This is a genomic window from Cytobacillus sp. NJ13, assembly GCA_030348385.1.
Lineage (GTDB): Bacteria > Bacillota > Bacilli > Bacillales > Cytobacillaceae > Cytobacillus.
Map to the genome: position 1 here is coordinate 4,987,660 of JAUCFP010000006.1, position 22,683 is coordinate 5,010,342.

The 22,683-nt window shown below is 40.6% G+C and carries 26 protein-coding genes; 23 read left to right on the forward strand and 3 right to left on the reverse strand.

Annotation, left to right across the window (positions count from 1 at the left end):
* Positions 1–26 precede the first annotated feature (26 nt).
* From QUF73_24615 to lysA, 10 genes are all read left to right on the forward strand, one after another.
* Positions 27–1,331 carry a pyrimidine-nucleoside phosphorylase gene (locus QUF73_24615; GenBank protein ID MDM5229298.1) on the forward strand — a complete coding sequence of 435 codons (1,305 nt, stop codon included), beginning with the start codon at positions 27–29 and terminating at the stop codon, positions 1,329–1,331.
* Between the two features lie 149 nt (positions 1,332–1,480).
* The gene (locus tag QUF73_24620; protein ID MDM5229299.1) at positions 1,481–2,644 is read left to right on the forward strand and encodes a D-alanyl-D-alanine carboxypeptidase family protein; all 1,164 of its coding nucleotides are present in this window, start codon (positions 1,481–1,483) and stop codon (positions 2,642–2,644) included.
* Positions 2,645–2,869: 225 nt separating this feature from the next.
* Positions 2,870–3,220 carry an anti-sigma F factor antagonist gene (gene spoIIAA / locus QUF73_24625; protein MDM5229300.1) on the forward strand — a complete coding sequence of 117 codons (351 nt, stop codon included), beginning with the start codon at positions 2,870–2,872 and terminating at the stop codon, positions 3,218–3,220.
* A gap of 4 nt (positions 3,221–3,224) precedes the next feature.
* Positions 3,225–3,665 carry an anti-sigma F factor gene (spoIIAB, locus tag QUF73_24630; protein ID MDM5229301.1) on the forward strand — a complete coding sequence of 147 codons (441 nt, stop codon included), beginning with the start codon at positions 3,225–3,227 and terminating at the stop codon, positions 3,663–3,665.
* 12 nt (positions 3,666–3,677) lie between these two features.
* Positions 3,678–4,436 carry an RNA polymerase sporulation sigma factor SigF gene (sigF, locus tag QUF73_24635; GenBank protein MDM5229302.1) on the forward strand — a complete coding sequence of 253 codons (759 nt, stop codon included), beginning with the start codon at positions 3,678–3,680 and terminating at the stop codon, positions 4,434–4,436.
* A gap of 228 nt (positions 4,437–4,664) precedes the next feature.
* Entirely contained in the window at positions 4,665–5,285 is a 621-nt protein-coding gene (locus QUF73_24640) for a stage V sporulation protein AA (protein MDM5229303.1), read from the forward strand.
* Positions 5,275–5,697, forward strand: coding sequence for a stage V sporulation protein AB (locus QUF73_24645; protein MDM5229304.1), 423 nt, complete (start codon positions 5,275–5,277; stop codon positions 5,695–5,697). The genes QUF73_24640 and QUF73_24645 overlap by 11 nt, the downstream gene beginning before the upstream one ends.
* Before the next feature lie 55 nt (positions 5,698–5,752).
* Positions 5,753–6,343 (forward strand): stage V sporulation protein AE, encoded by a 591-nt coding sequence (locus QUF73_24650; protein ID MDM5229305.1) that lies wholly within the window; start codon positions 5,753–5,755, stop codon positions 6,341–6,343.
* A complete protein-coding gene (locus QUF73_24655) occupies positions 6,315–7,799 on the forward strand; it encodes a spore germination protein (protein ID MDM5229306.1) in 1,485 nt (494 codons plus the stop codon). The genes QUF73_24650 and QUF73_24655 overlap by 29 nt, the downstream gene beginning before the upstream one ends.
* A 186-nt stretch (positions 7,800–7,985) precedes the next feature.
* The gene (gene lysA / locus QUF73_24660; protein ID MDM5229307.1) at positions 7,986–9,305 is read left to right on the forward strand and encodes a diaminopimelate decarboxylase; all 1,320 of its coding nucleotides are present in this window, start codon (positions 7,986–7,988) and stop codon (positions 9,303–9,305) included.
* 26 nt (positions 9,306–9,331) lie between these two features.
* Here the strand turns inward: lysA and QUF73_24665 are convergent, their stop codons facing one another.
* On the reverse strand, positions 9,332–10,201 hold the full coding sequence (locus QUF73_24665; GenBank protein MDM5229308.1) for a DUF1002 domain-containing protein: 870 nt from the start codon (positions 10,199–10,201) through the stop codon (positions 9,332–9,334).
* A gap of 491 nt (positions 10,202–10,692) precedes the next feature.
* Between QUF73_24665 and QUF73_24670 the strand changes: the two genes are divergently transcribed.
* Positions 10,693–11,067, forward strand: coding sequence for a GNAT family N-acetyltransferase (locus QUF73_24670; GenBank protein MDM5229309.1), 375 nt, complete (start codon positions 10,693–10,695; stop codon positions 11,065–11,067).
* On the opposite strand, the gene QUF73_24675 is transcribed toward QUF73_24670, so the two are convergent.
* Together QUF73_24675 and QUF73_24680 are read right to left on the reverse strand one after the other, a co-directional pair.
* Positions 11,068–11,592 carry a DUF309 domain-containing protein gene (locus QUF73_24675; protein ID MDM5229310.1) on the reverse strand — a complete coding sequence of 175 codons (525 nt, stop codon included), beginning with the start codon at positions 11,590–11,592 and terminating at the stop codon, positions 11,068–11,070.
* Positions 11,593–11,804: 212 nt separating this feature from the next.
* On the reverse strand, positions 11,805–11,903 hold the full coding sequence (locus QUF73_24680; GenBank protein ID MDM5229311.1) for a YjcZ family sporulation protein: 99 nt from the start codon (positions 11,901–11,903) through the stop codon (positions 11,805–11,807).
* Between the two features lie 210 nt (positions 11,904–12,113).
* On the opposite strand from QUF73_24680, the gene QUF73_24685 reads away from it, so the two are divergent.
* From QUF73_24685 to ccsB, 12 genes are all read left to right on the forward strand, one after another.
* Complete coding sequence (locus QUF73_24685) at positions 12,114–12,875, forward strand: segregation/condensation protein A (GenBank protein MDM5229312.1); 762 nt, start codon at positions 12,114–12,116, stop codon at positions 12,873–12,875.
* Between the two features lies 1 nt (position 12,876).
* Positions 12,877–13,461 carry an SMC-Scp complex subunit ScpB gene (gene scpB / locus QUF73_24690; protein ID MDM5229313.1) on the forward strand — a complete coding sequence of 195 codons (585 nt, stop codon included), beginning with the start codon at positions 12,877–12,879 and terminating at the stop codon, positions 13,459–13,461.
* 119 nt (positions 13,462–13,580) lie between these two features.
* Positions 13,581–14,000 carry a hypothetical protein gene (locus tag QUF73_24695; protein MDM5229314.1) on the forward strand — a complete coding sequence of 140 codons (420 nt, stop codon included), beginning with the start codon at positions 13,581–13,583 and terminating at the stop codon, positions 13,998–14,000.
* A 31-nt stretch (positions 14,001–14,031) separates the two neighbouring features.
* Complete coding sequence (locus tag QUF73_24700; protein ID MDM5229315.1) at positions 14,032–14,520, forward strand: YpuI family protein; 489 nt, start codon at positions 14,032–14,034, stop codon at positions 14,518–14,520.
* A gap of 188 nt (positions 14,521–14,708) precedes the next feature.
* Complete coding sequence (locus tag QUF73_24705; GenBank protein MDM5229316.1) at positions 14,709–15,599, forward strand: superoxide dismutase; 891 nt, start codon at positions 14,709–14,711, stop codon at positions 15,597–15,599.
* A gap of 222 nt (positions 15,600–15,821) precedes the next feature.
* Complete coding sequence (locus QUF73_24710) at positions 15,822–16,973, forward strand: D-alanyl-D-alanine carboxypeptidase family protein (GenBank protein MDM5229317.1); 1,152 nt, start codon at positions 15,822–15,824, stop codon at positions 16,971–16,973.
* Complete coding sequence (locus tag QUF73_24715) at positions 16,966–17,553, forward strand: nucleoside recognition domain-containing protein (protein ID MDM5229318.1); 588 nt, start codon at positions 16,966–16,968, stop codon at positions 17,551–17,553. Before QUF73_24710 ends, QUF73_24715 begins: the two co-directional genes overlap by 8 nt.
* A gap of 7 nt (positions 17,554–17,560) precedes the next feature.
* Positions 17,561–18,097: a spore maturation protein gene (locus QUF73_24720; protein MDM5229319.1), complete on the forward strand. Its 537-nt coding sequence runs from the start codon at positions 17,561–17,563 to the stop codon at positions 18,095–18,097.
* A 223-nt stretch (positions 18,098–18,320) separates the two neighbouring features.
* Entirely contained in the window at positions 18,321–19,046 is a 726-nt protein-coding gene (locus QUF73_24725) for a pseudouridine synthase (GenBank protein MDM5229320.1), read from the forward strand.
* Between the two features lie 186 nt (positions 19,047–19,232).
* Positions 19,233–19,757 carry a thiol-disulfide oxidoreductase ResA gene (locus tag QUF73_24730; GenBank protein MDM5229321.1) on the forward strand — a complete coding sequence of 175 codons (525 nt, stop codon included), beginning with the start codon at positions 19,233–19,235 and terminating at the stop codon, positions 19,755–19,757.
* Between the two features lie 20 nt (positions 19,758–19,777).
* Positions 19,778–21,409 (forward strand): cytochrome c biogenesis protein ResB, encoded by a 1,632-nt coding sequence (locus QUF73_24735; protein MDM5229322.1) that lies wholly within the window; start codon positions 19,778–19,780, stop codon positions 21,407–21,409.
* 12 nt (positions 21,410–21,421) lie between these two features.
* Entirely contained in the window at positions 21,422–22,603 is a 1,182-nt protein-coding gene (ccsB, locus tag QUF73_24740) for a c-type cytochrome biogenesis protein CcsB (GenBank protein ID MDM5229323.1), read from the forward strand.
* Positions 22,604–22,683: the final 80 nt, after the last annotated feature.

The following is a 22,683-nucleotide window of genomic DNA, read 5'->3' on the forward strand; positions in this document are numbered from 1 at the left end:
TTAAATGAAAGCAGTGGTGTTTTAATATGAGAATGGTGGATCTTATTGAAAAGAAAAGGGATGGTCTTGAGTTAACAACAGAAGAAATTCAGTTCGTCATTAATGGATATACAGACGGTTCAATCCCGGACTATCAGATAAGTGCTTTAACAATGGCTATCTTTTTCCAGGGAATGACAGAGAATGAAAGAGCCGACTTGACTATGGCGATGGTAGAATCCGGTGATCAAATCGACTTATCAAAAATAGAAGGCATTAAAGTAGATAAACATTCAACTGGCGGTGTTGGCGATACAACAACACTGGTCCTGGGGCCGCTTGTAGCAGCAGTTGGTGTTCCGGTTGCGAAGATGTCAGGGCGGGGCCTCGGACATACAGGCGGAACAATCGACAAACTTGAGTCTGTAGAAGGTTTCCACGTGGAAATTGAAAATGATGAATTTATTAAGCTTGTTAATCAAAATAAAATTGCAGTAATTGGACAGAGCGGTAATTTAACGCCAGCGGACAAAAAATTGTATGCACTGCGCGATGTTACAGCTACAGTCGACAGCATTCCTTTAATTGCAAGTTCGATTATGAGCAAAAAAATCGCTGCAGGTGCTGACGCTATTGTCCTCGATGTTAAAACAGGCGCTGGCGCATTTATGAAGACGCTTGACGATTCCCGTGAATTAGCGAGAGCGATGGTCCGAATCGGAAATAATGTTGGCAGAAATACAATGGCAGTTATCTCGGATATGAGCCAGCCGCTGGGGTATGCAATTGGAAATGCCCTTGAAGTAAAAGAAGCGATCGATACATTAAAAGGCGAAGGTCCTGAAGATCTGACAGAACTTTGCCTGACCTTGGGCAGCCATATGGTTTTCTTGGCGAAAAAAGCGGATACATTGAGGGAAGCGCGCGAAAAGCTTGAGAACGCTATTAAAGACGGTTCCGCTTTAGAAACATTTAAAGTATTCCTAAGCTCTCAGGGCGGAGATGCTTCCGTTGTTGATGATCCGCAAAAATTGCCTCAGGCAAAATATACATTTGAATTAGAAGCTAAGCAGGATGGCTATGTATCTGAGATTGTTGCAGATGAAATCGGAACTGCAGCCATGCTTTTAGGAGCAGGAAGAGCTACAAAGGAATCAGAAATCGATCTTGCTGTCGGCCTTGTTTTAAGAAAGAAAATCGGTGACCGGGTAAGCAAAGGTGAATCTCTCGTAACCATCTGCAGCAATTTCGAAAATGTAGAAGAAGTAAGAAATATGCTTTATGAAAACATTACTATGTCGACTGAAAAAGTACCGGCTCCAATATTGATTCATGAAGAAATAACTGAATAATATAGCATCAAAAAGCCGCCAGGACTTTATGTCTGGCGGCTTTTTGCTGTGGTACTGTCTTCTCTTATTTTCTTTTTAGTCAGCCTTAACTGTATAAATTTTCTTTGAATGGAAAAAATGGAGGCTATAAAGAATGGAGGTATTGTGTGATGAAACGACTCGTCTCATTAATGTTAATAACATTATTAATGGCAACAATCTTTGTTCCTTCAGGATTTGCAAGAGAAAACAGTGCAGATTTAGCGGATAATGTGAAATCCGCAATTCTTATCGAACGTGATACCGGATCGATATTGTATGAAAAAAATAGCGGTGAACAGCTTCCGCCTGCGAGTATGACTAAAGTAATGACAATGCTTTTAATCATGGAAGCTATAGATGAAGGAAAACTGTCATGGGATGAGAAAATCCGGACAAGCGAGTACGCAGCATCCATGGGCGGTTCGCAAATCTTCCTCGAGCCAGGTGAAGAAATGACCACAAAGCAAATGCTGCAGGGAATCGCAATTGGTTCCGGAAACGATGCGTCCGTTGCAATGGCTGAGAGAATTGCCGGTTCAGAAGAAGCTTTTGTTGAAATGATGAATAAAAAGGCAAAGGAATTAGGTCTTAAGAATACTAATTTCCAAAACCCCACAGGCCTGTCAGCTAAGGAACATTTCAGTACTGCACATGATATGGCAATAATGGCGAAAGAGCTACTTAAATATGAAAAAATAACTGAGTTTACTGGCACATATGAAGCTTATCTTCGTGAGGACACAGATAAAAAATTCTGGCTTGTCAATACAAACCGCCTTGTGCGTTTTTATCCAGGAGTTGATGGGCTTAAAACAGGTTTTACTTCTGAAGCAAAATACTGTCTAACAGCAACAGCGGAGAAAGATGGCATGCGTGTGATAGCAGTTGTATTTGGCGCACCGACTTCGAAAGAACGCAATGCCCAGGTGACTAAAATGCTCGACTATGCATTCAGCCAATATAAGACACACCCAATGTATGAAAGAAATCACGTTCTTGGCAAAATTACAGTTAGCAAAGGGGAGAAGAAAATGGTTGAAGCCCTGACAAGCGAACCGATTTCCCTATTAACTAAAAAAGGTGAAAGCATTAAGGAAATTGAACAAAAAGTCACTTTAAATAAAAATATTAAGGCACCTGTCCAAAAGGGCGATCAAATCGGAACATTAACCTTGAAAAAGGATGGAAAAGTTTTAGTTGAGAGCCCTCTGGTAGCTAAAGAAGATAGCAAGGAAGCATCATGGTGGACCTTGTTTAAGAGATCAATGGGATTATTTTCAAAAGCTGAATAAATACCATTCCATTTTTGTCGAAAAGAACATTAATGTTAATTATTTTTAGCGAAAATGCACTAGTTTTGTCTCCAGGAAGGAAATGAAACATCAGGCATCGAAATTGACTCACTATAAGGGCGGATACCGGAATTTTTTGAGATTCCGGCTTATCCTATCCGGAGGAAAAGCATGAAGCATTAGCGGCTTTTTCAGTTCCGGATACCAGATAAGGAGGCTAAGATAGTGAGTCTTAACATTAATTTGGAAGTGAAGCATGATGTCTTATGTATTCGTTTAAGCGGGGAGCTCGACCATCATTCGGCAGATGAGCTGCGTGAACAGGCAGCAAGGGCGATTGAAGATCATGACATCCATCATATTATTTTGAACCTTGAGCATCTTTCTTTTATGGATAGTTCAGGGTTAGGAGTTATTTTGGGCAGGTACAAACAAATCAAACAAAAGCATGGTGAAATGGTTGTTTGTGCGATTTCTCCTGCAGTGCAGAGACTATTTGATATGTCGGGTTTATTTAAGATTATCCGTTTAGAACCGACAGAAGAAAATGCACTGCAAAGATTGGGGGTTGCCTAGAATTATGAAAAATGTGATGAACCTCGAATTTAGCGCACTTAGCCAAAATGAATCATTCGCTCGTGTCACTGTTGCTGCCTTTATTGCCCAGCTTGATCCGACGATGGATGAACTGACAGAAATTAAAACTGTCGTTTCCGAAGCTGTAACCAACTCCATTATTCACGGTTATGAAAATGATCCTAATGGGATTGTCTATATTTCTGTCCTGATTGAAGATGGATTCATTGATTTGACGATTAAGGATAAAGGCCTTGGAATTATGGATGTGGAGGAGGCCAGGCAGCCGTTATTTACAACAAAACCTGAACTGGAAAGATCAGGGATGGGCTTTACCATCATGGAAAATTTCATGGACGAAATCGAAATCAAATCGCAGCCGGGAATAGGCACAGAGATCCGATTAAGGAAGCATTTATCAAATAGTAAAATGCTATGCAATTAAGGGAGTCTTGCTATGGATGTGGAGGTTAAAGCAGAGAAGGGCCAAACCTATTTAAAGGACAATGAAGTCAAGGAGCTTATAAAGCAAAGCCAAAGCGGAGATCAGGGTGCAAGAGACAAAATTGTTCAAAAAAATATGCGTCTTGTCTGGTCTGTCGTCCAGAGATTCTTGAATAGAGGATATGAACCGGATGACCTCTTCCAAATTGGCTGTATCGGCTTGTTGAAATCGGTTGATAAATTTGATCTCAGTTATGATGTAAAGTTTTCAACCTATGCGGTTCCAATGATTATCGGAGAAATCCAAAGATTCATCCGCGATGATGGAACGGTTAAGGTAAGCCGTTCATTGAAGGAAATGGGCAATAAAATCAGGAAGGCCAAAGATGAGCTATCAAAAACGCTTGGCCGCATCCCAACAGTTACAGAGCTTTCGGAGTTTCTGGAAATCTCTCCGGAAGATATTATCCTCGCCCAGGAAGCAAGCCGTATTCCTTCATCAATACATGAAACAGTGTATGAAAATGATGGAGATCCCATAACGCTGCTCGATCAGATAGATGATGGCAATGAAGGAAAATGGTTTGATAAGATAGCTCTAAAAGAAGCGATCCGCGAATTGGATGAGCGGGAAAGACTGATAGTCTATTTGCGCTATTATAAAGATCAGACCCAATCCGAAGTGGCGGCAAGGCTTGGTATTTCTCAGGTTCAGGTATCGCGTCTTGAAAAAAAGATACTCCAGCAAATGAAAGACCGAATGGATATATAAATCCATCCGGTCTTTCTTTTTTTCATTTTCAAAATAAGAAAAATAAAGCATTGAATGTCGATAACTGTCAAGATCCATACATCTTCTGCTTTTCTAAACAGCCAATTATTGGAGGTCATGAAGCTAATATATGTAACTCATACTAAATATAGACACAAAAGCGGAAACGCTCTAAATAGGCGTACCAAGTCCGATGAAAAGGAAATCACTTTGTGGGAAGTGAGCGTTTTGGAGAAAACAGTTTATATTCGCTTGCGGCACCGTCTGCAAATAAGGCCCAATCAGAGAATACTGCTTAAAGATATCGCGCAGGTCATTGCCGATGATGACATTTATGAAAAGCTTTGTGCACTTCCGCTTTATAAAGTAAACGAGCATGACCGGAATATTGTGATAATTGACGTTATGAAGGTAATTCGCGCCATTACCCAATTATTTTCAAACCTGGAAGTCCAGTCGATCGGGCCGGCTCAAGCTATAGTTGAGGTGGTTACAAAAAAGCAAAAAGTATCATTCCCTCTTTTCCTGCTGGTTTGGCTGCTTCTGTTTATTGGTGCTGCCCTGGCTATTATGAATTTTCATGAAGACGTGAGCATGCAGGCTGTACAGCTTAGAATTTACACTCTCATAACTGGGGAAGTGGACAGCAAGCCCCTCATTTTTCAAATCCCCTATTCCATAGGCCTGGGGCTTGGCATGATCATATTCTTTAATCATGTTTTTAAGAAGCGGCTTAATGAAGAGCCTAGCCCATTGGAAGTAGAAATGTTCAATTATCAGCTGGATCTTGATAATTATGTTGCATTGAAAGAAAACAAGGAGAGTATGAAGCATCTTGATGACCATTAATGTTGTCCTGGTAATGATCATTGGATTTGCGGGGGGGCTCGCTGTTGGTTCAGGGTTTGTTGCCTTTCTGGCTGTTTTAGGCATTATCCCGAGGCTGACCCAGCTGACCAAAACGATGAAAATGATCCATCATTATGAAGCTGCCGTTGTTATAGGCGCTTTGGCAGGTGCACTGGTAACTTTATGGGATCCGGTGCTCCAGTTAACACCGCTGCTTTTAATCCCCCTGGGGCTCGCTTCGGGAATATTTATTGGAATGCTGGCAGCAGCTTTAACTGAAGTTTTGAATGTATTTCCAATCCTTGCGAAAAGAATCGGAGTGGATGGGAAAATTGCGATTTTATTAATGGCATTTGTATTTGGAAAGGTGTTCGGATCACTGTTTCAATGGATTTATTTTGTAAATAAATAAGCAATCGGCTGGGCATATTTAAAGAAAAATGAGGATTCGGAAAGGAAAAACGGCTATGGATGAACGGAGGCACGTCATTCTTATAACAGATGGAGACGATTTTGCGAGGAAGACAGTTGAGCTTGTTGCTAAGGAAATTGGAGGAAGGTGTTTATCCTTGTCGCATGGAAATCCTTCAATCTTAACCGGTCAGCAAATCGTCAAGCTGATAAAAAAAGTCTCCCATGATCCTGTGCTGGTCATGTTTGATGACAGCGGGTTTATCGGGGAGGGAGCTGGGGAGAATGCGCTGAAATATGTTGCGTGCCATAAGGATATCGATGTTCTGGGAATCATAGCTGTTGCCTCGAAAACAAGACAGGCCGAATGGACAAAAGTAGATGTATGTATTGATAATAATGGCGAATTAACCCCCTATGGAGTTGATAAGTTTGGAGTTCCCGAGATGGAAATAGGCAGAATCAATGGTGATACCGTTTATTGTCTTGATCAGCTGGATGTCCCGATAATCGTGGGAATTGGCGATATCGGGAAGATGTCTAAGAAAGATCATTATGATGCAGGATCACCAATTACTAAAAAGGCAGTAGAACTTGTATTGGAAAGGAGCGGCTATTATGGCACAAAGCAAGACGAAGGAAGATAAGACACCCATATTTGAATCCGTACATGAAATTGAAAAATATATGAAAAAAAGAGTCGGCCTTGGAGAAAGCTTCGACCTGGGTGTCAGAAAGCTAACGATATTAAGGAAAGATGTACACTTTTATTATATTAATGGATTAACGGATACAAGTTTCATTATTGCCATTATTGAGGGATTGGTTGGGATCAATGACAGTGAAAAACTTTCCGCTAATCTATTTAAAATCATTGAAAACAGGCTGAGGCATCAATCAATTGAGCACATTAAAACAATGGATGAGCTGGTCGATCAGGTGCTCTCAGGCCTAATTGTGGTTGTGGGCGAAGGAGAGGGAGAAGGGCTTGTCATCGATGTCAGAAGCTATCCCGGCAGAACCCCTCAGGAGCCGGATACTGAAAAAGTTGTCCGCGGATCAAGAGATGGCTATGTAGAAAATATTATAGTAAACACTGCCTTAACCCGCAGAAGAATTAGGGATGAAAGACTCCGGTTTGAAATAATGCGCGTAGGCGAAAGGTCTAAAACAGATGTTGCCATCGGTTTCATTAAAGATGTTGCCAATAAAGATTTAGTTGATTTAATTAGAAAAGAAATCAAGGCAATTGAAATAGATGGAATTACCATGGCTGATAAAACAGTTGAAGAATTTATATTAAAACAGGGATACAATCCCTTCCCGCTGGTCCGTTATACGGAAAGGGCGGATGTGGCAGCAGCCCATTTGCTTGAGGGGCATGTTATTGTATTTGTTGATACTTCACCAAGTGTCATTATTACACCTACTACTTATTTTCATCATTTACAGCATGCGGAAGAATACAGGCAATCGCCAGCTGTCGGTACATTTGTCCGCTGGATTCGCTTTTTAGGTCTCTTGGCTTCTGTTGTGCTTTTGCCGCTATGGTTCTTGTTTGTTTTGGAGCCTTCGCTTCTGCCTGAAAGGATCGCGTTTATCGGACCAAACGAAGAAACGAATGTTCCTGTCATAGCCCAGCTGTTTCTAGCAGATGTCGGAATTGAATTTCTAAGGATTGCAGCCATCCATACACCTACACCTCTTTCAACTGCTATGGGCTTAATAGCCGCTGTACTTATAGGCCAAATTGCCATAGATGTTGGCCTATTTGTTCCTGAGGTCATTTTATATGTATCACTTTCGGCAATTGGAACATATACGACACCAAGCTATGAACTGAGCATTGCCAATAAAATTCTGCGATTGGGTTTGCTTGTGGCAGTTGCCATTTTCCATACACCCGGCCTAGTCGTTGGACTTACACTAGTCATTCTCCTGCTGGCAAGCATTAAGTCTTTGAATACACCATATCTATGGCCGTTTATTCCATTCAGCCCTGTGGCCTTAACCCAAATCCTGATTCGCCGTTCCATGCCCGGTTCAAAAATCAGGCCGAGTATTGTTCAGACTAAAAATCGTTATAAGCAGCCTGTAAAATAACAAATAAGCGTAATGCCGATTGCGGAAATACAAGAAATATGGTAAAGTTTTTTTAATTAAATAAAGGATTAAAGGAAACAGAATAGACAGTCTCTTACGCAGCTGTCTATTTCTTTCATAAACTGAATAATCTCGGGGGCAGGGGCACCTGGCCTGGCTCCTGCGGAAAAAGGAAGAGGGGGAACCATGTTTTTTCACGGCACCATGAAGGTAAATGAAAAAGGGCATCTTGAAATTGGCGGTATGGACACAATCGATCTTGCCGGTCAATTTGGAACACCTTTATACGTATATGATGTGGCATTAATAAGAGAACGGGCAAGGGGATTTAAGCAGACTTTCGATAAGCTTGGAATAAAAGCGCAAGTGGCATATGCAAGTAAAGCTTTTTCTACAGTGGCGATGGTTCAGCTTGTTGATGAAGAAGGTCTTTCTTTGGATGTAGTTTCAGGCGGTGAGTTATACACAGCTCTTGCTGCAGATTTTCCATCTGAAAGAATTCATTTTCACGGGAACAATAAAAGCAGAGAAGAATTGGAAATGGCTCTTAAGAATCATGTCGGCTGTATTGTTGTCGATAATTTTTATGAGCTGGAATTATTAGAGGAGATTTGTGAATCTCTTGCAGCCAGGACCAAAATTTTACTGAGGGTTACACCTGGAATTGAAGCTCATACCCATGATTATATCTTAACTGGCCAGGAGGATTCAAAATTTGGGTTTGACCTTCAGAATGGACAGGCGGAAACGGCTTTACAAAAAGCGCTGAATTCAAGCTGGATCGATACGCTTGGACTACATTGTCATATCGGTTCTCAGATTTTCGATACAACAGGATTCATTTTGGCTGCCAAGAAAATTTTTGAAAAGATGGCAGAATGGAAAGAAAAGCATGCTTATGAACCTAAAGTGCTTAATTTAGGCGGAGGTTTTGGAATCCGCTATACAGAAGATGATGATCCGATTCATGCATCTCAATATGTTGAAGAAATCATTGGGGAAGTTAAGAAACAGGCTGAACATTATTCAATGAAGATGCCGGAAATTTGGATTGAGCCGGGGCGGTCCCTTGTCGGAGATGCAGGGACAACTTTATACCAGACGGGATCACGCAAAGAGGTTCCTAATGTTAGAAATTATCTGGCTGTGGACGGCGGCATGAGTGACAATATCAGGCCGGCTCTTTATCAGGCTAAGTATGAAGCGGTATTGGCAAACCGGGTATTGGATAAACCCGAAGAGACAGTATCAATTGCCGGAAAATGCTGTGAATCAGGCGATATGCTTATTTGGGATCTGCCTCTTCCAAAAGCAGGGGATCAAGACCTCCTGGCCGTTTTCTGCACCGGTGCATACGGTTATTCCATGGCAAACAACTATAACCGAATCCCAAGGCCGCCTGTCGTTTTTATTGAAAATGGGGAGGCTAAGCTAGTTATTAAAAGAGAAACATACGAGGACATTTTAAGATTAGATCTGCCGATTAATGAAAAAATAAAAAATTAAGCTGCCCGCCAAGGCAGCTTAATTTTTTAAGAAAAGAAGGCTTTAACAGCGTCGATTGCACTCACAAAAAAACGCTTTAAACTTTCTAAAAACCCTTGGCCTTCTTCACTTTCAAGGTACTTGGAAATTTTGTCTTTTGCCTGGTTAAGCTGCTCGCCGACCTGATTCCAGTCGATATCAAGCTCTTTCAGCTTGTTGAACAAATCTATTAAACTTAAAATCTCCTGTTCAGTCAGAGTGATGCCAAGTTCCTTTGCGGCATTTTCGATAATAGTTCTTAGTTCTGCATCGGTTTCAGGTGAATTTTTGGCAATTTCCTCTTTAATTTTGGCAATTAAAGCAGCAGCATTCTCGTTTCCGACCGAATCGCCAAGCTTAGCTGTTTCAACCATTTCTTCATTGGCAGCCTGTTTTACTTCTTCAGGAATTGTTTTTTCGGCCGAGATTTCATATGCCTTGATGATGCCTGTTAAGGCAGCTGTTCCGGAAACATTCGCAGGAGCTGTTATATAGATTTTCGCATCTTTTACACCTGCAGTAATCAAGGCATTAATATACATTTCATCAGTAACCCAGTTGATATTCTTTGTCTCAACTTCAAGTCCGGAGCCTTGTTTTGCTATTGTGACGGCTGAAGAAGATATAGCTCTCGTGCCTATTAAAGCTTTAGAGATATAATTGCCAAGATATTTATGTTCTTCTTCATTTGAAACAGTAATGATGGTCGCATCTTTCGGAGCTTTCATTTCAGCCAGAAGCATATTTTTTTGTTCTTCTGATAGATTCTCTCCTAGAGTGACAATTACGTCACCTTCTGCCATATCGGCAAATGCCTGTATCGGCATAATAAATAATAGCGAAATCATGAATAGCGCAAGCATTTTATTCCATTTCATGCGGTTTCCTCCCGGAGCAAAAATAGGTAAGCCATGTATGACAAGTCTTTCCTTAATTATAATGGCTTCCTGTAAATAGACGATTCTTATGCGAAAAAGTTTCAATTCTTCTTTAACTGAAACATTAGCTCAAAATGCCTATTTCAGCAAGCAGAATGGAATTATCAGAAAGAATAGTGTAAAATGAATGATAGTTTGTGAGTCATAGGATTTATATATAAATGGGGGCAGTAAGGAATCATGAAAAAAAGCAATTGGCTTCTTTTTATTTTATTGCTTGTCTTAAGTATCGGATGGGGACTGGTTTACTGGTTTTTTATAGTTTAGAGCTTATTGTATCAAAAAAGGTGCTAAGGCAATGAATTATTCGGTTTTTATTCGAAAATAGCAACATTCAGCATGAATACATATACTGTTATGGTAAGTTTACAAATATTAAAAAATGGGAAAAATAGTTTATGATGTTTTTATTCAAATAATGAGGGATTAATATGCTAATTCGATATAAAAAATCATTTGAAAAAATTGCAATGGGTCTTTTATCTTTCATGCCTAATGAAAAAGACTTGAAAAGGCTGCAGCAGACAATGAAGCAATATGAATCAGAAGAAAATTGGCAGCTGTTTTTGTGGAAGGAAGGCGAAGATATAATTGGGCTGGTTGGTGTTACATCAAGTGATCAGACCATGGAGATTCAGCATATCTCTGTTAACCCGTCACACCGGCATCAAGGGATAGGCAAAACAATGATAAAAGCATTGGATGAACTATACCCTGGCAAAACGTTAACTGCAACTGATGAAACGGAATCTTTTCTGAACAAATGTGATATCAATAATGAAAATAAAGAAAAAGGCAGCGAATAATCAATATTCCTGCCTTTTTTTCTGATTCAGAGCCTCCAGTCTCTCTTTAATGACCATTGTTCTATCTCTTCTTTTATGGCGGTGAACAATTTCTTTATCCAGTAGAATGCTGTCAGAGCACCAGGCAAATCCCCTGGAAGAGCAAATATTCATGCATTTTTCCTTAAGCAAGTGGTCTGTAATTGGTAAATTAACGCTCGTATACTTTCCGCCTTTTTGTATCAGCTCGAGCCTTTCCTTAAGGTCTTTCATCAATTGATCTGCATTAAGTCCCAGTGCCGTCAAATCTGCAGGACTGCACTCCAATATGCCGATTCCTTTGCGGAGAGTACGTTCGGCACCATTATTATTTTCTCTGCGATGATGATAAAAAGAAACTGCCATGAGAATTAATCCAACCCATGTAGAATTTTTATTGTTTCGATCCGTATTCTTCCAGTATTCCTCCAGTATTTCGTGACATTCAAAATAATCACGGTCACCATGAAAATGGACCATGAACTCGATATATTCATCAGGATACATACTCTCACTCCTTGACAATTCTTTCTTTATCTTAACATAGGAGAAGCGGTTATCAGAAAAATAAAAACCCGGCGATTTAACCGGGCTTTTACAGGGGATGAATTTGAACACGTATATTTTGGCGCTTCTGGCTGGTCTCTGAAAGGCCATTCTTATTCAGGTCCAGCCAGCAAAGTGCCGACTTTGTTATTTGCTGTATTAAACGCAACAATTTAGAAGCACCAGGAAGCTCCTACAATAATTAATAGGATGAACAGCACTACAATTAAAGCAAACCCGGTTCCGCAATCTCCAAATCCAGTATTAGACATATAAAATACCTCCTGTATCTTTATTTCCATACATCGTATGTAGGCAATTGCCTGAATGATTGGGCGCATCAAAAAGTTCGAAAATGAATTTGGGGGCATTATGGACATCCGGGTTATTTTTCTATTGGATAACATTAATGAATAATCTATACTAGATATAGTCTTTTGGCGTTTAAGGGAATTTATATTAGGAAAATTTGGTGGTTATTTATGCAATATGATCATTATAACGTAAAAATAGATGCGTTCGAAGGGCCGCTGGATCTTCTTCTTCATCTTATCAATCGGCTTGAAATCGATATCTATGACATTCCTGTATCAGAAATCACCGAGCAATACCTCATTTATATACATACAATGAAGGAGCTTCAGCTTGACGTAGCAAGCGAATATCTTGTAATGGCTGCTACACTGCTGGCTATTAAAAGCAAAATGCTGCTGCCAAAGCATGATGAGGAAGAGCTGGAGGATGAATTTGGAATGGAAATGGAAGAAGATCCAAGGGATGAACTTGTAGAACGGCTGATTGAATACCGTAAATATAAAGAAGCTGCGGAAGAGCTTAAGGAGCGCGAACAGGATAGAAGTTTAATGTACACAAAGCCGCCTGCAGACCTTTCGGAATATGTGAATGATTCACAGCAGGAAAAAGCTGATTTGAATGTAAGTCTTTATGATATGCTTGGCGCTCTGCAAAAGTTATTAAGAAGGAAGAAACTGCAAAGGCCGCTTTCTGCGAAAGTTGCCCGCCAGGAGATTCCTATAGAGAAGCGGATGTCTGAAATTGTGGACCAGTTAAGGAATTTTAAGGGCAGGAAAAAATTCACCGACCTTTTTCCAATATCAGACAGAGAACATATAGTGGTAACTTTCTTGGCGGTGCTGGAGTTAATCAAGCGTAAAGAAATACTGGTCGAGCAGGACAGAAACTTCTCGGATATCTTTGTAGCTTCCATGGAAGGAGAAAAATAGTATGGAGATTATTAATTGGAAGGGAATTGCTGAAAGCCTTCTGTTTGCTGCCGGTGATGAAGGCTTATCCTTAAAGCAAATTGCCCATGTTCTGGAGGTGGAAGAACTTCAGGCCCGTGAAATCATGGACAGCCTTATTGAAGACTACAGCAATAGCAGCCGCGGAATTATGGTGGTTGAACTGGCGGGGACTTTTCAGCTGGTAACGAAAAAAGAGTTTTCTGCATATTTAAAAAAGCTGGTAGAATCTCCATCTTCCGCCTCCTTATCTCAGGCGGCACTCGAGACATTGGCAATCATTGCTTACAGACAGCCTATTACAAGGACAGAGATTGAAGAGATAAGGGGAGTCAAGACAGAGAGGCCTCTTCAGACATTATCGGCAAAAGCACTGGTTAAAGAAGTTGGGCGGGCAGAAGGAACAGGTCGGGCCTACCTGTATGGAACGACTAAAGAATTCCTTGATTACTTTGGCCTTAAAAGCATAGAAGAGCTTCCGCCGCTGCAGGATAAGATTAGTGAAGAAGAGGATTTCCATGAAGAGGCAGATTTATTCTTTGAGAAGTTCCAGGAGCTAGATTCTTGAGTTTTCTGACACATTACATAGGAAGTGTGGTAAAATAGATTTATATTTTTCCCTTTCCTTTTAAAACAGCTGTCATACATATCATCTTAAAACCATCGGGGGAAATAGGAGGGTTTTGCTTGCTGATTAAACATTGCAGGGGATACGAGCTTGAAAAAGAAAAGCCGAACACTTCGGAAGACTTTTTTAACAGAAGCGAGATTGTGTTCGAAGAAGATGGGCAGGAGAAAACTTTTCATGTTTTATATGTCCGTTTCTTTGATGAATCCATGAATGAGTTCACACCCTATGAACAGGACCCAGTCTTCATTGCTGGTTCGAGAGAGGTGCAGTTCAAAGATCTTGTTGCTCTTTCATGTTTATTAAAGAACCCGGGTTTTAGGCATCGCAAACGAATTTATCTTAACTCTAAGGCTGATTTTGCATCCTATTTTCAGGATCTGGACTTTTCCAGGCTTCCCTCCATTTTTGAAGCGCTGGAGAATAAAAAATCCTTTGACCTGCGATCACCTTTAGATTTTATTGTTCAACCGCAGTAATAGCCAGTGTATAAATACGGGGGTGTAATGGATGGGGAATTCAATCGTTAAATCACAAATGGAAGATGTGAAAAATTTCCTCGGTAATAGCGTTGCCGCTTTTGAAGATTTCTTAAATAATACAACGATTAAAGATCTTGAAACAGAAAAACAGGGAAATGTGAATTATTATAAAAGCATTCTTTCACATGTCAGAAAACTGCTGGTTTATTGTGAAGAAGGGCTTGATACCTGCACGATCATTTTAAAAAGCGAACCCTTCCAAAAGGGGGCTGCCGAAAAAACATTATATCGGATTTACCATCAATGCATTGAAGAGTTTTTCTCTCCGAAAAATGATGCCTGGTTTGAGAATAGCCGTTCAGCATATACTGGAAAAAACTCAATCCAATTCCATGAGGAAGTTCCTGACAGCCTAAAAACAATGTTCAGGCAGCTGGAAGGAGAGTTCCAAAGGATTCGGGAGGAACTTGAATATTACGAAACCGATTACCGGACAAAAATGATTCAGTCAAAATAGGAATGTAGAAGAACAGCAGGCAGCTGTTCTTTTTTTTTGGGCTGGGTTATCGCAGGCTAGCGGGCAGTAAAACCCTCTGATTGAAGTTTCACTTTATATGCAGGTTTCCAATTTTCTTTGGAAAACGTACAACCTTCCACTCATACAAATAGAAAGTGAGCTATAAAAGGAAGTGAGTGGGGGATTGTATGAGTAAAATGGAAGATTACATTAAGGAAGTTACAAAATGGAACAAGGAGCTAAGAGATTTTTTAGACTCGGAGGATGTTGAACAAAATAATGAACTGTGGCAAAGACTGAATCATTTTACCGAAATTATGGATGGAATAAACGGTCCCCTCGATATAGAAGCCCTGGAAAAGCTGCAGGAACAAGTGGACGCTCTTCATTCCGATATGGAGAATTATTTTACTAATAGGCAGCAGCTTGGAAATATCTATATCAATGAATCGTACATTTCTGCGGGTAAGCATATTTTGCCTCCGCTCCCTTATGATTACAGTGCACTTGAACCGCATATATCAGGTGAAATTATGAGGCTGCATCATGATAAGCATCATCAATCTTATGTGGATGGATTGAACAAAGCAGAGGTGATGCTTCAAAATGCGAGAGACAATAATGACTACAATCTCGTAAAACACTGGTCCCGTGAACTCGCCTTCCATGGGTCGGGTCATTATTTGCATACAATATTCTGGAATAATATGAGCCCAGAGGGCGGAGGAAAACCTTCTGGGGCACTCCTTAAAGAAATCAACAAATACTTTGGGAGCTTTGAAAGGTTCAAAAGCCATTTCACTGAAGCAGCCAAACAGGTAGAAGGCGTAGGCTGGGCAATCCTGGTCTGGTCGCCAAGAGCGCGCAGACTCGAAATACTTCAGTCGGAAAGACATATGCTTTTAACCCAGTGGGATACGATCCCATTGCTGGTTTTAGATGTATGGGAACATGCTTATTATCTGCAATATAAAAATAATCGGGGGAATTATGTGAAAAGTTGGTGGAATGTTGTCAACTGGAAGGATGTAGAAGACAGGTATTTAAAAGCATCTGAGTTAAAATGGGAGCCGTTCTAAATAGGAGCAATAAGTAAGAGGGGAGTACCAGGAGTATTCCCCTTATTTTTGATGGACAAGCCTTCTCCAAAGCCGCCAGACAAGTCAAACTTAATAGTCATATCACTACTTGTCCTGCATAAACTTGTACAAATAAATGAAAAACATGGAGCTCCTCCCTGTCGGGGAGATCATGTATTTCGCTCAATTTAACATTCCACAAAGGAGACGGGGTTTTGTGCAATGAAATGGTTTAGCAGGCTGATGGCCATGGTTTTGGCCACCGCGTTGATGATGATGAATATTCCTCAGAAGGCAGAAGCGTCTGTTTCAGTAAGTGCCCGGAGTGCCATATTAATAGAGCAGGATTCTGGCCGTATCCTTTACCAGAAAGATGCAAATGAAGTGAGGAGAATAGCAAGCATAACAAAAATCATGACAGCAATTCTGGCTATAGAGTCCGGGAAAATGGACGACATGGTTAAAGTTAGTGATCGTGCTGTCAGAGCGGAAGGCTCCTCGATTTATCTAAAGCCAGGCGAAAAAATTAAGCTTGAAGATCTGGTCTATGGACTCATGCTTCGTTCAGGCAATGACTCTGCTGTTGCAATCGCAGAGCATGTTGGCGGAAGCCTTGAAGGATTCGGCTTTTTAATGAATAAGAAAGCTGAAGAGATTGGCATGAATAACACACATTTCGCAAACCCTCATGGTCTGGATGATCATGAAGACCATTATTCGACCGCGTATGATATGGCTTTGCTGACCAGGTATGCAATGAATAATGAGACCTACCAAAAGATTGCTGGAACAAAGGTGCACAGAGCGCCAAACCCGAATGAAAGCTGGGACAGGGTGTGGAAAAATAAAAATAGGCTCCTGACTGAATTATATGAGTATTGCACCGGAGGAAAAACAGGATATACAAAAAGGGCAAAGAGAACTCTTGTTACAACAGCATCCAAAGGCAGCCTTAATCTGATTGCAGTAACCTTAAACGGACCCGATGACTGGAATGACCATATTAATATGTATGAGACAGCTTTTAAAACCTATGATAGTGTGGAAGTCTTGCCCGAGGGAATTTTAGAGGATATGGATGAAGAGTATTATAAAGGCAAGGTTTATTTAAAGCATTCCTACCACTACCCTATTTCAAAAGACGAAAAAGACAAGTTTAAAATTGATATAAAGCTGCAGAAACCTGAGTCAAAATGGGAAGACAGCCGGACTATGCCTGAAGTCATCGGCCACGCAACAGTGTATTTTGAAAATCAGCCTGTTAAAAAGCTTCCTTTATATTATAAGCATGATCCAGCAAAAGAAGATAAATCGCTACTAGATTACTTTAAGGGTCTTTTTACCTCCATTGCGGGAGTGAAGACAAATGGTTAATATCATTTGGGTGATACTAACCGCTATAGGCATTGTTTTTGCCATGATAAATGGCACCATGAATGAAGTGAACGAAGCCATTTTCAATGGTGCAAAAGAAGCGGTCACGTTATGTATCGGTCTGATTAGCATTCTTGTTTTTTGGCTGGGAATGATGAGAATAGCAGAGGACGCTGGATTGCTGAAAATACTTGCTTCGTTATTCCGTCCAATTGTGAAAAAGCTTTTTCCAGAGGTGCCCGGTGATCACCCTGCGATGGGATATATGCTTTCAAATATGATAGCCAATATGTTCGGCCTTGGAAACGCTGCTACCCCTCTCGGCATTAAAGCTATGGAAGAGCTGAAACAATTGAATGGAGGCAAAAATGAAGCGAGCCGCTCTATGATAACCTTTTTGGCTATTAACACTTCAAGTCTTACTTTAATTCCTACAACCGTGATTGCAATACGGATGAATTATAATTCCGCCTCGCCAACCGATATTGTAGGTCCCACTTTAGTGGCTACATTCTGCTCAACATTGGCCGCAATAATGATTGACCGTTATTTCTATTACCGAAGAACGCGTAAAGGATGAGGTTAGGATGGAGATTGTGTCAGCTGTTTCCCTTTGGTTTATTCCTATTTTAATAGGCTTTATATTAATATATGGAACTTTTAAGAAAGTTCCTACCTATGAAAGCTTTACTGAAGGCGGAAAAGAAGGCATAAAAATTGCTGTATCTATCATTCCGTTTCTTGTCGGCATGCTTGTAGCCATATCGGTCTTCAGGGCTTCCGGCGCTTTGGAGTATTTTATGGATCTGATCAGGCCCGGACTAGATGCCATTGGAGTACCTCCTGATATCGTACCCCTGGCTATCATCCGTCCGATCTCTGGAACTGCAGCTCTGGGAATGACCAGTGACTTAATCGCTGTCCATGGTCCTGACTCGTTCATAGGCAGACTTGCCTCAGTGCTTCAGGGCAGTACAGATACAACTTTTTATGTGTTGACAGTCTACTTTGGAGCGGTAGGAATCAAAAAAATGGGAGATGCCCTCAAAGTCGGACTCTTAGCCGATTTGGCAGGCATCATTGCCTCCATTGTGATCGTAACTCTTGTTTTTGGCAGTATGTAAGCGAGCGTTAAAAGTAAAGAAGTTTTCTAGCACAAAAGATACCTTGTTTGGGGGTATCTTTTTATATTTTACTTTCAAATTCTCAACTTTCAGTAAATATAGATTGTTTATAATGATAGCTGTTTTGACTATGGTTTGCTTTGAAAACTTGACGAATTATGTCATAATTCAGTAGGAGTGAAAAAGTATGAAATACTGTTAATAAAACTTTGAGGTGACATATATGGAAAGATTGCAGAAAGTTATTGCCCATGCCGGGTTTGCTTCGCGAAGAAAAGCGGAAGAACTAATGGCTGAAGGCCGTGTAAAAGTTAACGGAAAAACAGTGAAGGAACTGGGAGTTAAGGTATCTCCTTCAGATCGGATTGAAGTGGATGGAATTCCAGTTGAGAGGGAGGAACCCGTTTATTTCCTTCTCTATAAGCCAAGAGGCGTAATTTCTGCCGTTTCCGATGATAAAGGCAGAAAAGTCGTCACGGATTTCTTTGAAGGAATCAAACAAAGAATTTACCCTGTTGGAAGACTGGATTATGATACATCCGGAATTCTCATTCTTACTAATGATGGGGAGTTTGCAAATCTTTTAATGCACCCAAGCAATGAGATTGAAAAAGTCTACGTTGCCAAGGTAAAAGGCATCCCTTCAAAAGAAAGCATGAGAAGCCTTCAAAGAGGTGTGATACTCGAAGATGGAAAAACAGCACCTGCCAAAACCAAACTTTTATCAATGGATAAGAAAAAACAGACAGCCATTGTGGAAATCAGCATCCATGAAGGACGCAATCGCCAGGTTAGGAGGATGTTTGAAGCCATTGGCCACCCCGTTCTGAAACTGAAGAGGGAGCGATATGGCTACCTCACTTTGCAGGGTTTATCAGCGGGAGATGCGAGAGAACTTACGGCCCATGAAGTTAAGCAGCTGCGGGCACTTGCTATGAAAAAGAAATAGTGAGTTTTTAAAAAAATTCATAGAAGTGTCACAGTTACGATTATTTGTTAACAATATAGGTATGATGAAAAATGCTATAATAGTAAACAGCTATGAGGCTAATTTCTTTTTCCATATGTTACATATTAATTTGTTAATGGGTACGATGTTTGATCTGAAAAGGATGCCTTAGGAGGGAAATTTTTTATGAAAAAGCAGCGTCTGATAATGAGAACAATCATATTGCTTGTCCTTGGTGCTGCCGTGGCATATACGCTATACGCTAATTTTACGAAAGACAAGATTCAAAAGGTTGCCGTAGGAGAAAAGGCACCTGATTTTGTTCTAACAGACATGGATGGAAATAAACACCGGTTATCAGATTATGAAGGCCAGGGTGTTTTCCTGAACTTTTGGGGAACATGGTGCAAGCCCTGTGAGAAAGAGATGCCATATATGAACAACCAATATAAGCAATTTAAAGATGATGGTGTTCAGGTTTTGGCTGTCAATGTAGGAGAAACAGATTTGGCAGTTAATAAATTTTCTGAGCGTTACGATTTATCTTTCCCGATTGTCATTGATAAGAATACCCAGGTCCAATCAGCTTACGGGATTAATCCTCTTCCTGCAACTTTCCTTATCGATAAAGACGGTAAGGTAGTCAAGTATATTACAGGAGAGATGACTGAAGATACGATCAAGAACTATATGGAACAGATTAAACCATAAGTTACGGGGAGTTTTTATATATGAAAGAAGTAAAATGCGACTGCGGCCATGTTAACCCCATAGGTACGATACTATGTGAGTCTTGCGGCAAGGTATTGGAAGAAAAAGAAAAAGATAAGAAGCTTCTGGATATGCGGTATGAAGGAAGTGCACGCCGTTCGCAAACCTATAATAAAACGATAATTGATAAGATTTGGAATTTCTTCTCATCTGTAAAGGTTGGAGTCTGGCTGATTGTAATAACACTGATTGCTTCAGCCCTTGGAACAATTCTGCCTCAGGAAATGTATATTCCGCCGATCATGCCTGCTGAAGAATATTACGAAGATCAATATGGCTGGATAGGTAAATTATACTATGATCTGGGATTTCATAACCTTTACAGCTCATGGTGGTATTTGATTTTAATTGCCTCAATCGGCATATCGCTTGTGATATGCAGTCTGGATAGGGTTGTCCCTTTGTACAGGGCTCTAAAAAAACAGAGGGTAAGCCGTCATGAAAGCTATCTGCAGCGCCAGCGGGTCTTTGGAGTGTCAAAGGCAGAAGATACTGATCAGGCATTTACAATGGCAAAAGAAAAATTAAAATCCAAGAAATACAGCATCAGAGAAGAGGATGGAAACATCCTTGCCGAGAAGGGACGTTTCTCAAGATGGGGCCCATACGTTAATCATGTAGGACTTATCATATTTTTAATCGGCGGAATGCTGCGTTTTGTACCAGGCATGTACGTTGACAAAATACTTTGGATCCGGGAAGGCGAGACAAAGGTTATCCCTGAAACCAATGGACAATACTACCTTAAAAATGATGGCTTCATCCTTGAAATGTACGATAAAGAGAAAGATAAAGAAGTGTTTGAAGAAGCGATTGATAAAGCAGGGATGGTAGCAAAAAATTATCAGTCCAATGTGACTCTTTATAAAAAACAGGGAGATACAGTTGCAGGGGAAGAGGCTGATCTCGCGAAAGTTAAGGACTATGAAATTAAGGTAAATAAACCTTTGAAGTTTGAAAAATTTGCATTATACCAAGTAGATTATAAGCTTAATGAGCTTAACAAAATGTCCTTTGCCCTGACAAATAAAAAAACGGGTGAAGAATATGGTGATTTAACAGTCGACCTGAATGATCCTCAGGATGTTTATGATCTAGGAAATGGCTTTAAAGCGGAAGTTGTCAGCTATTTTCCCGATTTTGAATTTGATGAAAATGGGGAACCGATTACAAAGTCCAGAGTTCCTAATAATCCTGCCTTTGTTTTTAAAATGTTTACTCCGGATAAGCCAGATGGAGAAATTAGCTTTGTTGCAATCCGGCAGACAATTGAACCTTTTGGCGATAATGAATATAAGATGGCATTTAAAGGCATAGATACTAAAAATGTATCGGCTCTGACTGTCCGAAAAGATTTGACCCTATGGATTATCGCATTGGGCGGTGTTATTTTCATGATAGGTGTTGCACAAGGGTCTTATTGGAATCATCGAAGAATCTGGCTGCGCCGTGTCAATGGAGAAGTGTGGGTAGCCGGACACACTAACAAAAACTGGCATGGACTTAAAAGGGAAATAGAAGCAGCATTGGACGGAACCGGAATTAAGGTGCCGGAAGACCAGCTGCAAGATCAAAGTGAAAAGAAAGGCTAAGGAGGAATCTGAGTGGTTACAATAAGCAGCAATTTACTATACACAGCTTTTATCCTTTATTTAATTGCTACTGTCTTTTTTGCTGGCTCCATAAAGGATAAGAAAAATACAAACAAAGGGCCAAACAAATGGGCAGCAATTGGATTATGGATTACGATTATCGGATTTGCTGCACAGCTCGGCTACTTTATTACGAGATGGATTGCAGCCGGACATGCGCCTGTCAGCAACTTATTTGAATTTACAACATTCTTTGGAATGTCGCTTGTAGGTGCTTTTATTATTATTTACTTAATTTATAAAACACCTATTTTGGGAGTCTTTACGCTTCCTGTTGCGGTCCTTATGATCGCTTATGCAAGTATGTTTCCGAGGGAAGTTTCACCGCTGATCCCGGCTTTGCAGAGTGATTGGCTTCATATTCACGTTACAACTGCGGCAGTTGGGCAGGCTATTTTGGCTGTAAGCTTTGCTGCAGGAATAATCTATTTGGTAAAATCAGTCGATCAAACCAAGCAAAGCAAACAGAGGTTCTGGCTTGAAGCCGTTATGTTTGGCTTGGTTTGTACACTTGGCTTTATCATTATAAGCTCAAGCTTTTCAGCTTCCGGCTACAAGGCCGAGTTTAACTGGATTGATAAGAACGGACAGGAAGCTGTTCTTGAGTATCATATGCCTGCTTTAACTGGTCCTAACGAGGGGCAGCTGATTACGGAAGGGAAATTTGAACCTCTGGCCGAAATGCCTGCAATTATCAATGCAAAAAAATTAAATACAGTTATATGGTCATTGGCTTCAGGTATCATTCTATATCTTGCCTTAAGATTGATTCTCCGAAAAAGGGTTGGAGCTGCGCTTCAGCCGCTTGCAAAAAATATTAATCTGGATTTGGTTGATGAGATCGGCTACCGTTCAGTATTAATCGGATTTCCGGTATTTACGCTCGGAGCTTTGATTTTTGCCATGATATGGGCACAAATCGCCTGGACTCGTTTCTGGGGATGGGATCCAAAGGAAGTATGGGCTCTTATTACCTTTCTATTTTATGCTGCCTATCTTCACCTTCGCCTTTCAAAGGGCTGGCATGGTGAAAAGTCTGCGTGGCTTGCAGTAATCGGCTTTATCATTATCATGTTTAACCTGGTTGCGGTAAACCTGGTCATTGCAGGATTGCACTCTTACGCCGGATCATAAATATAAAAGCGGAAGCGCCTCGCTCACAAAGGAACGCAGACTAAGAACGCCACGTCCTGTAGCAACGTCTGCATGACCCC

Coding starts and splice junctions, on each gene's coding strand:
- QUF73_24645 (MDM5229304.1), top strand. CDS start 5,275: ATGACCATTAATGTTGTCCTGGTAATGATCATTGGATTTGCGGGGGGG.
- QUF73_24675 (MDM5229310.1), bottom strand. CDS start 11,592: ATGTATCCTGATGAATATATCGAGTTCATGGTCCATTTTCATGGTGAC.
- QUF73_24680 (MDM5229311.1), bottom strand. CDS start 11,903: ATGTCTAATACTGGATTTGGAGATTGCGGAACCGGGTTTGCTTTAATT.
- QUF73_24700 (MDM5229315.1), top strand. CDS start 14,032: ATGGGGAATTCAATCGTTAAATCACAAATGGAAGATGTGAAAAATTTC.
- QUF73_24735 (MDM5229322.1), top strand. CDS start 19,778: ATGAAAGAAGTAAAATGCGACTGCGGCCATGTTAACCCCATAGGTACG.
- QUF73_24615 (MDM5229298.1), top strand. CDS start 27: ATGAGAATGGTGGATCTTATTGAAAAGAAAAGGGATGGTCTTGAGTTA.
- spoIIAB (MDM5229301.1), top strand. CDS start 3,225: ATGAAAAATGTGATGAACCTCGAATTTAGCGCACTTAGCCAAAATGAA.
- QUF73_24665 (MDM5229308.1), bottom strand. CDS start 10,201: ATGAAATGGAATAAAATGCTTGCGCTATTCATGATTTCGCTATTATTT.
- QUF73_24705 (MDM5229316.1), top strand. CDS start 14,709: ATGAGTAAAATGGAAGATTACATTAAGGAAGTTACAAAATGGAACAAG.
- QUF73_24655 (MDM5229306.1), top strand. CDS start 6,315: ATGGCACAAAGCAAGACGAAGGAAGATAAGACACCCATATTTGAATCC.
- lysA (MDM5229307.1), top strand. CDS start 7,986: ATGTTTTTTCACGGCACCATGAAGGTAAATGAAAAAGGGCATCTTGAA.
- QUF73_24650 (MDM5229305.1), top strand. CDS start 5,753: ATGGATGAACGGAGGCACGTCATTCTTATAACAGATGGAGACGATTTT.
- QUF73_24685 (MDM5229312.1), top strand. CDS start 12,114: ATGCAATATGATCATTATAACGTAAAAATAGATGCGTTCGAAGGGCCG.
- QUF73_24725 (MDM5229320.1), top strand. CDS start 18,321: ATGGAAAGATTGCAGAAAGTTATTGCCCATGCCGGGTTTGCTTCGCGA.
- QUF73_24720 (MDM5229319.1), top strand. CDS start 17,561: ATGGAGATTGTGTCAGCTGTTTCCCTTTGGTTTATTCCTATTTTAATA.
- scpB (MDM5229313.1), top strand. CDS start 12,877: ATGGAGATTATTAATTGGAAGGGAATTGCTGAAAGCCTTCTGTTTGCT.
- QUF73_24710 (MDM5229317.1), top strand. CDS start 15,822: ATGAAATGGTTTAGCAGGCTGATGGCCATGGTTTTGGCCACCGCGTTG.
- sigF (MDM5229302.1), top strand. CDS start 3,678: ATGGATGTGGAGGTTAAAGCAGAGAAGGGCCAAACCTATTTAAAGGAC.
- QUF73_24670 (MDM5229309.1), top strand. CDS start 10,693: ATGCTAATTCGATATAAAAAATCATTTGAAAAAATTGCAATGGGTCTT.
- QUF73_24715 (MDM5229318.1), top strand. CDS start 16,966: ATGGTTAATATCATTTGGGTGATACTAACCGCTATAGGCATTGTTTTT.
- QUF73_24620 (MDM5229299.1), top strand. CDS start 1,481: ATGAAACGACTCGTCTCATTAATGTTAATAACATTATTAATGGCAACA.
- QUF73_24730 (MDM5229321.1), top strand. CDS start 19,233: ATGAAAAAGCAGCGTCTGATAATGAGAACAATCATATTGCTTGTCCTT.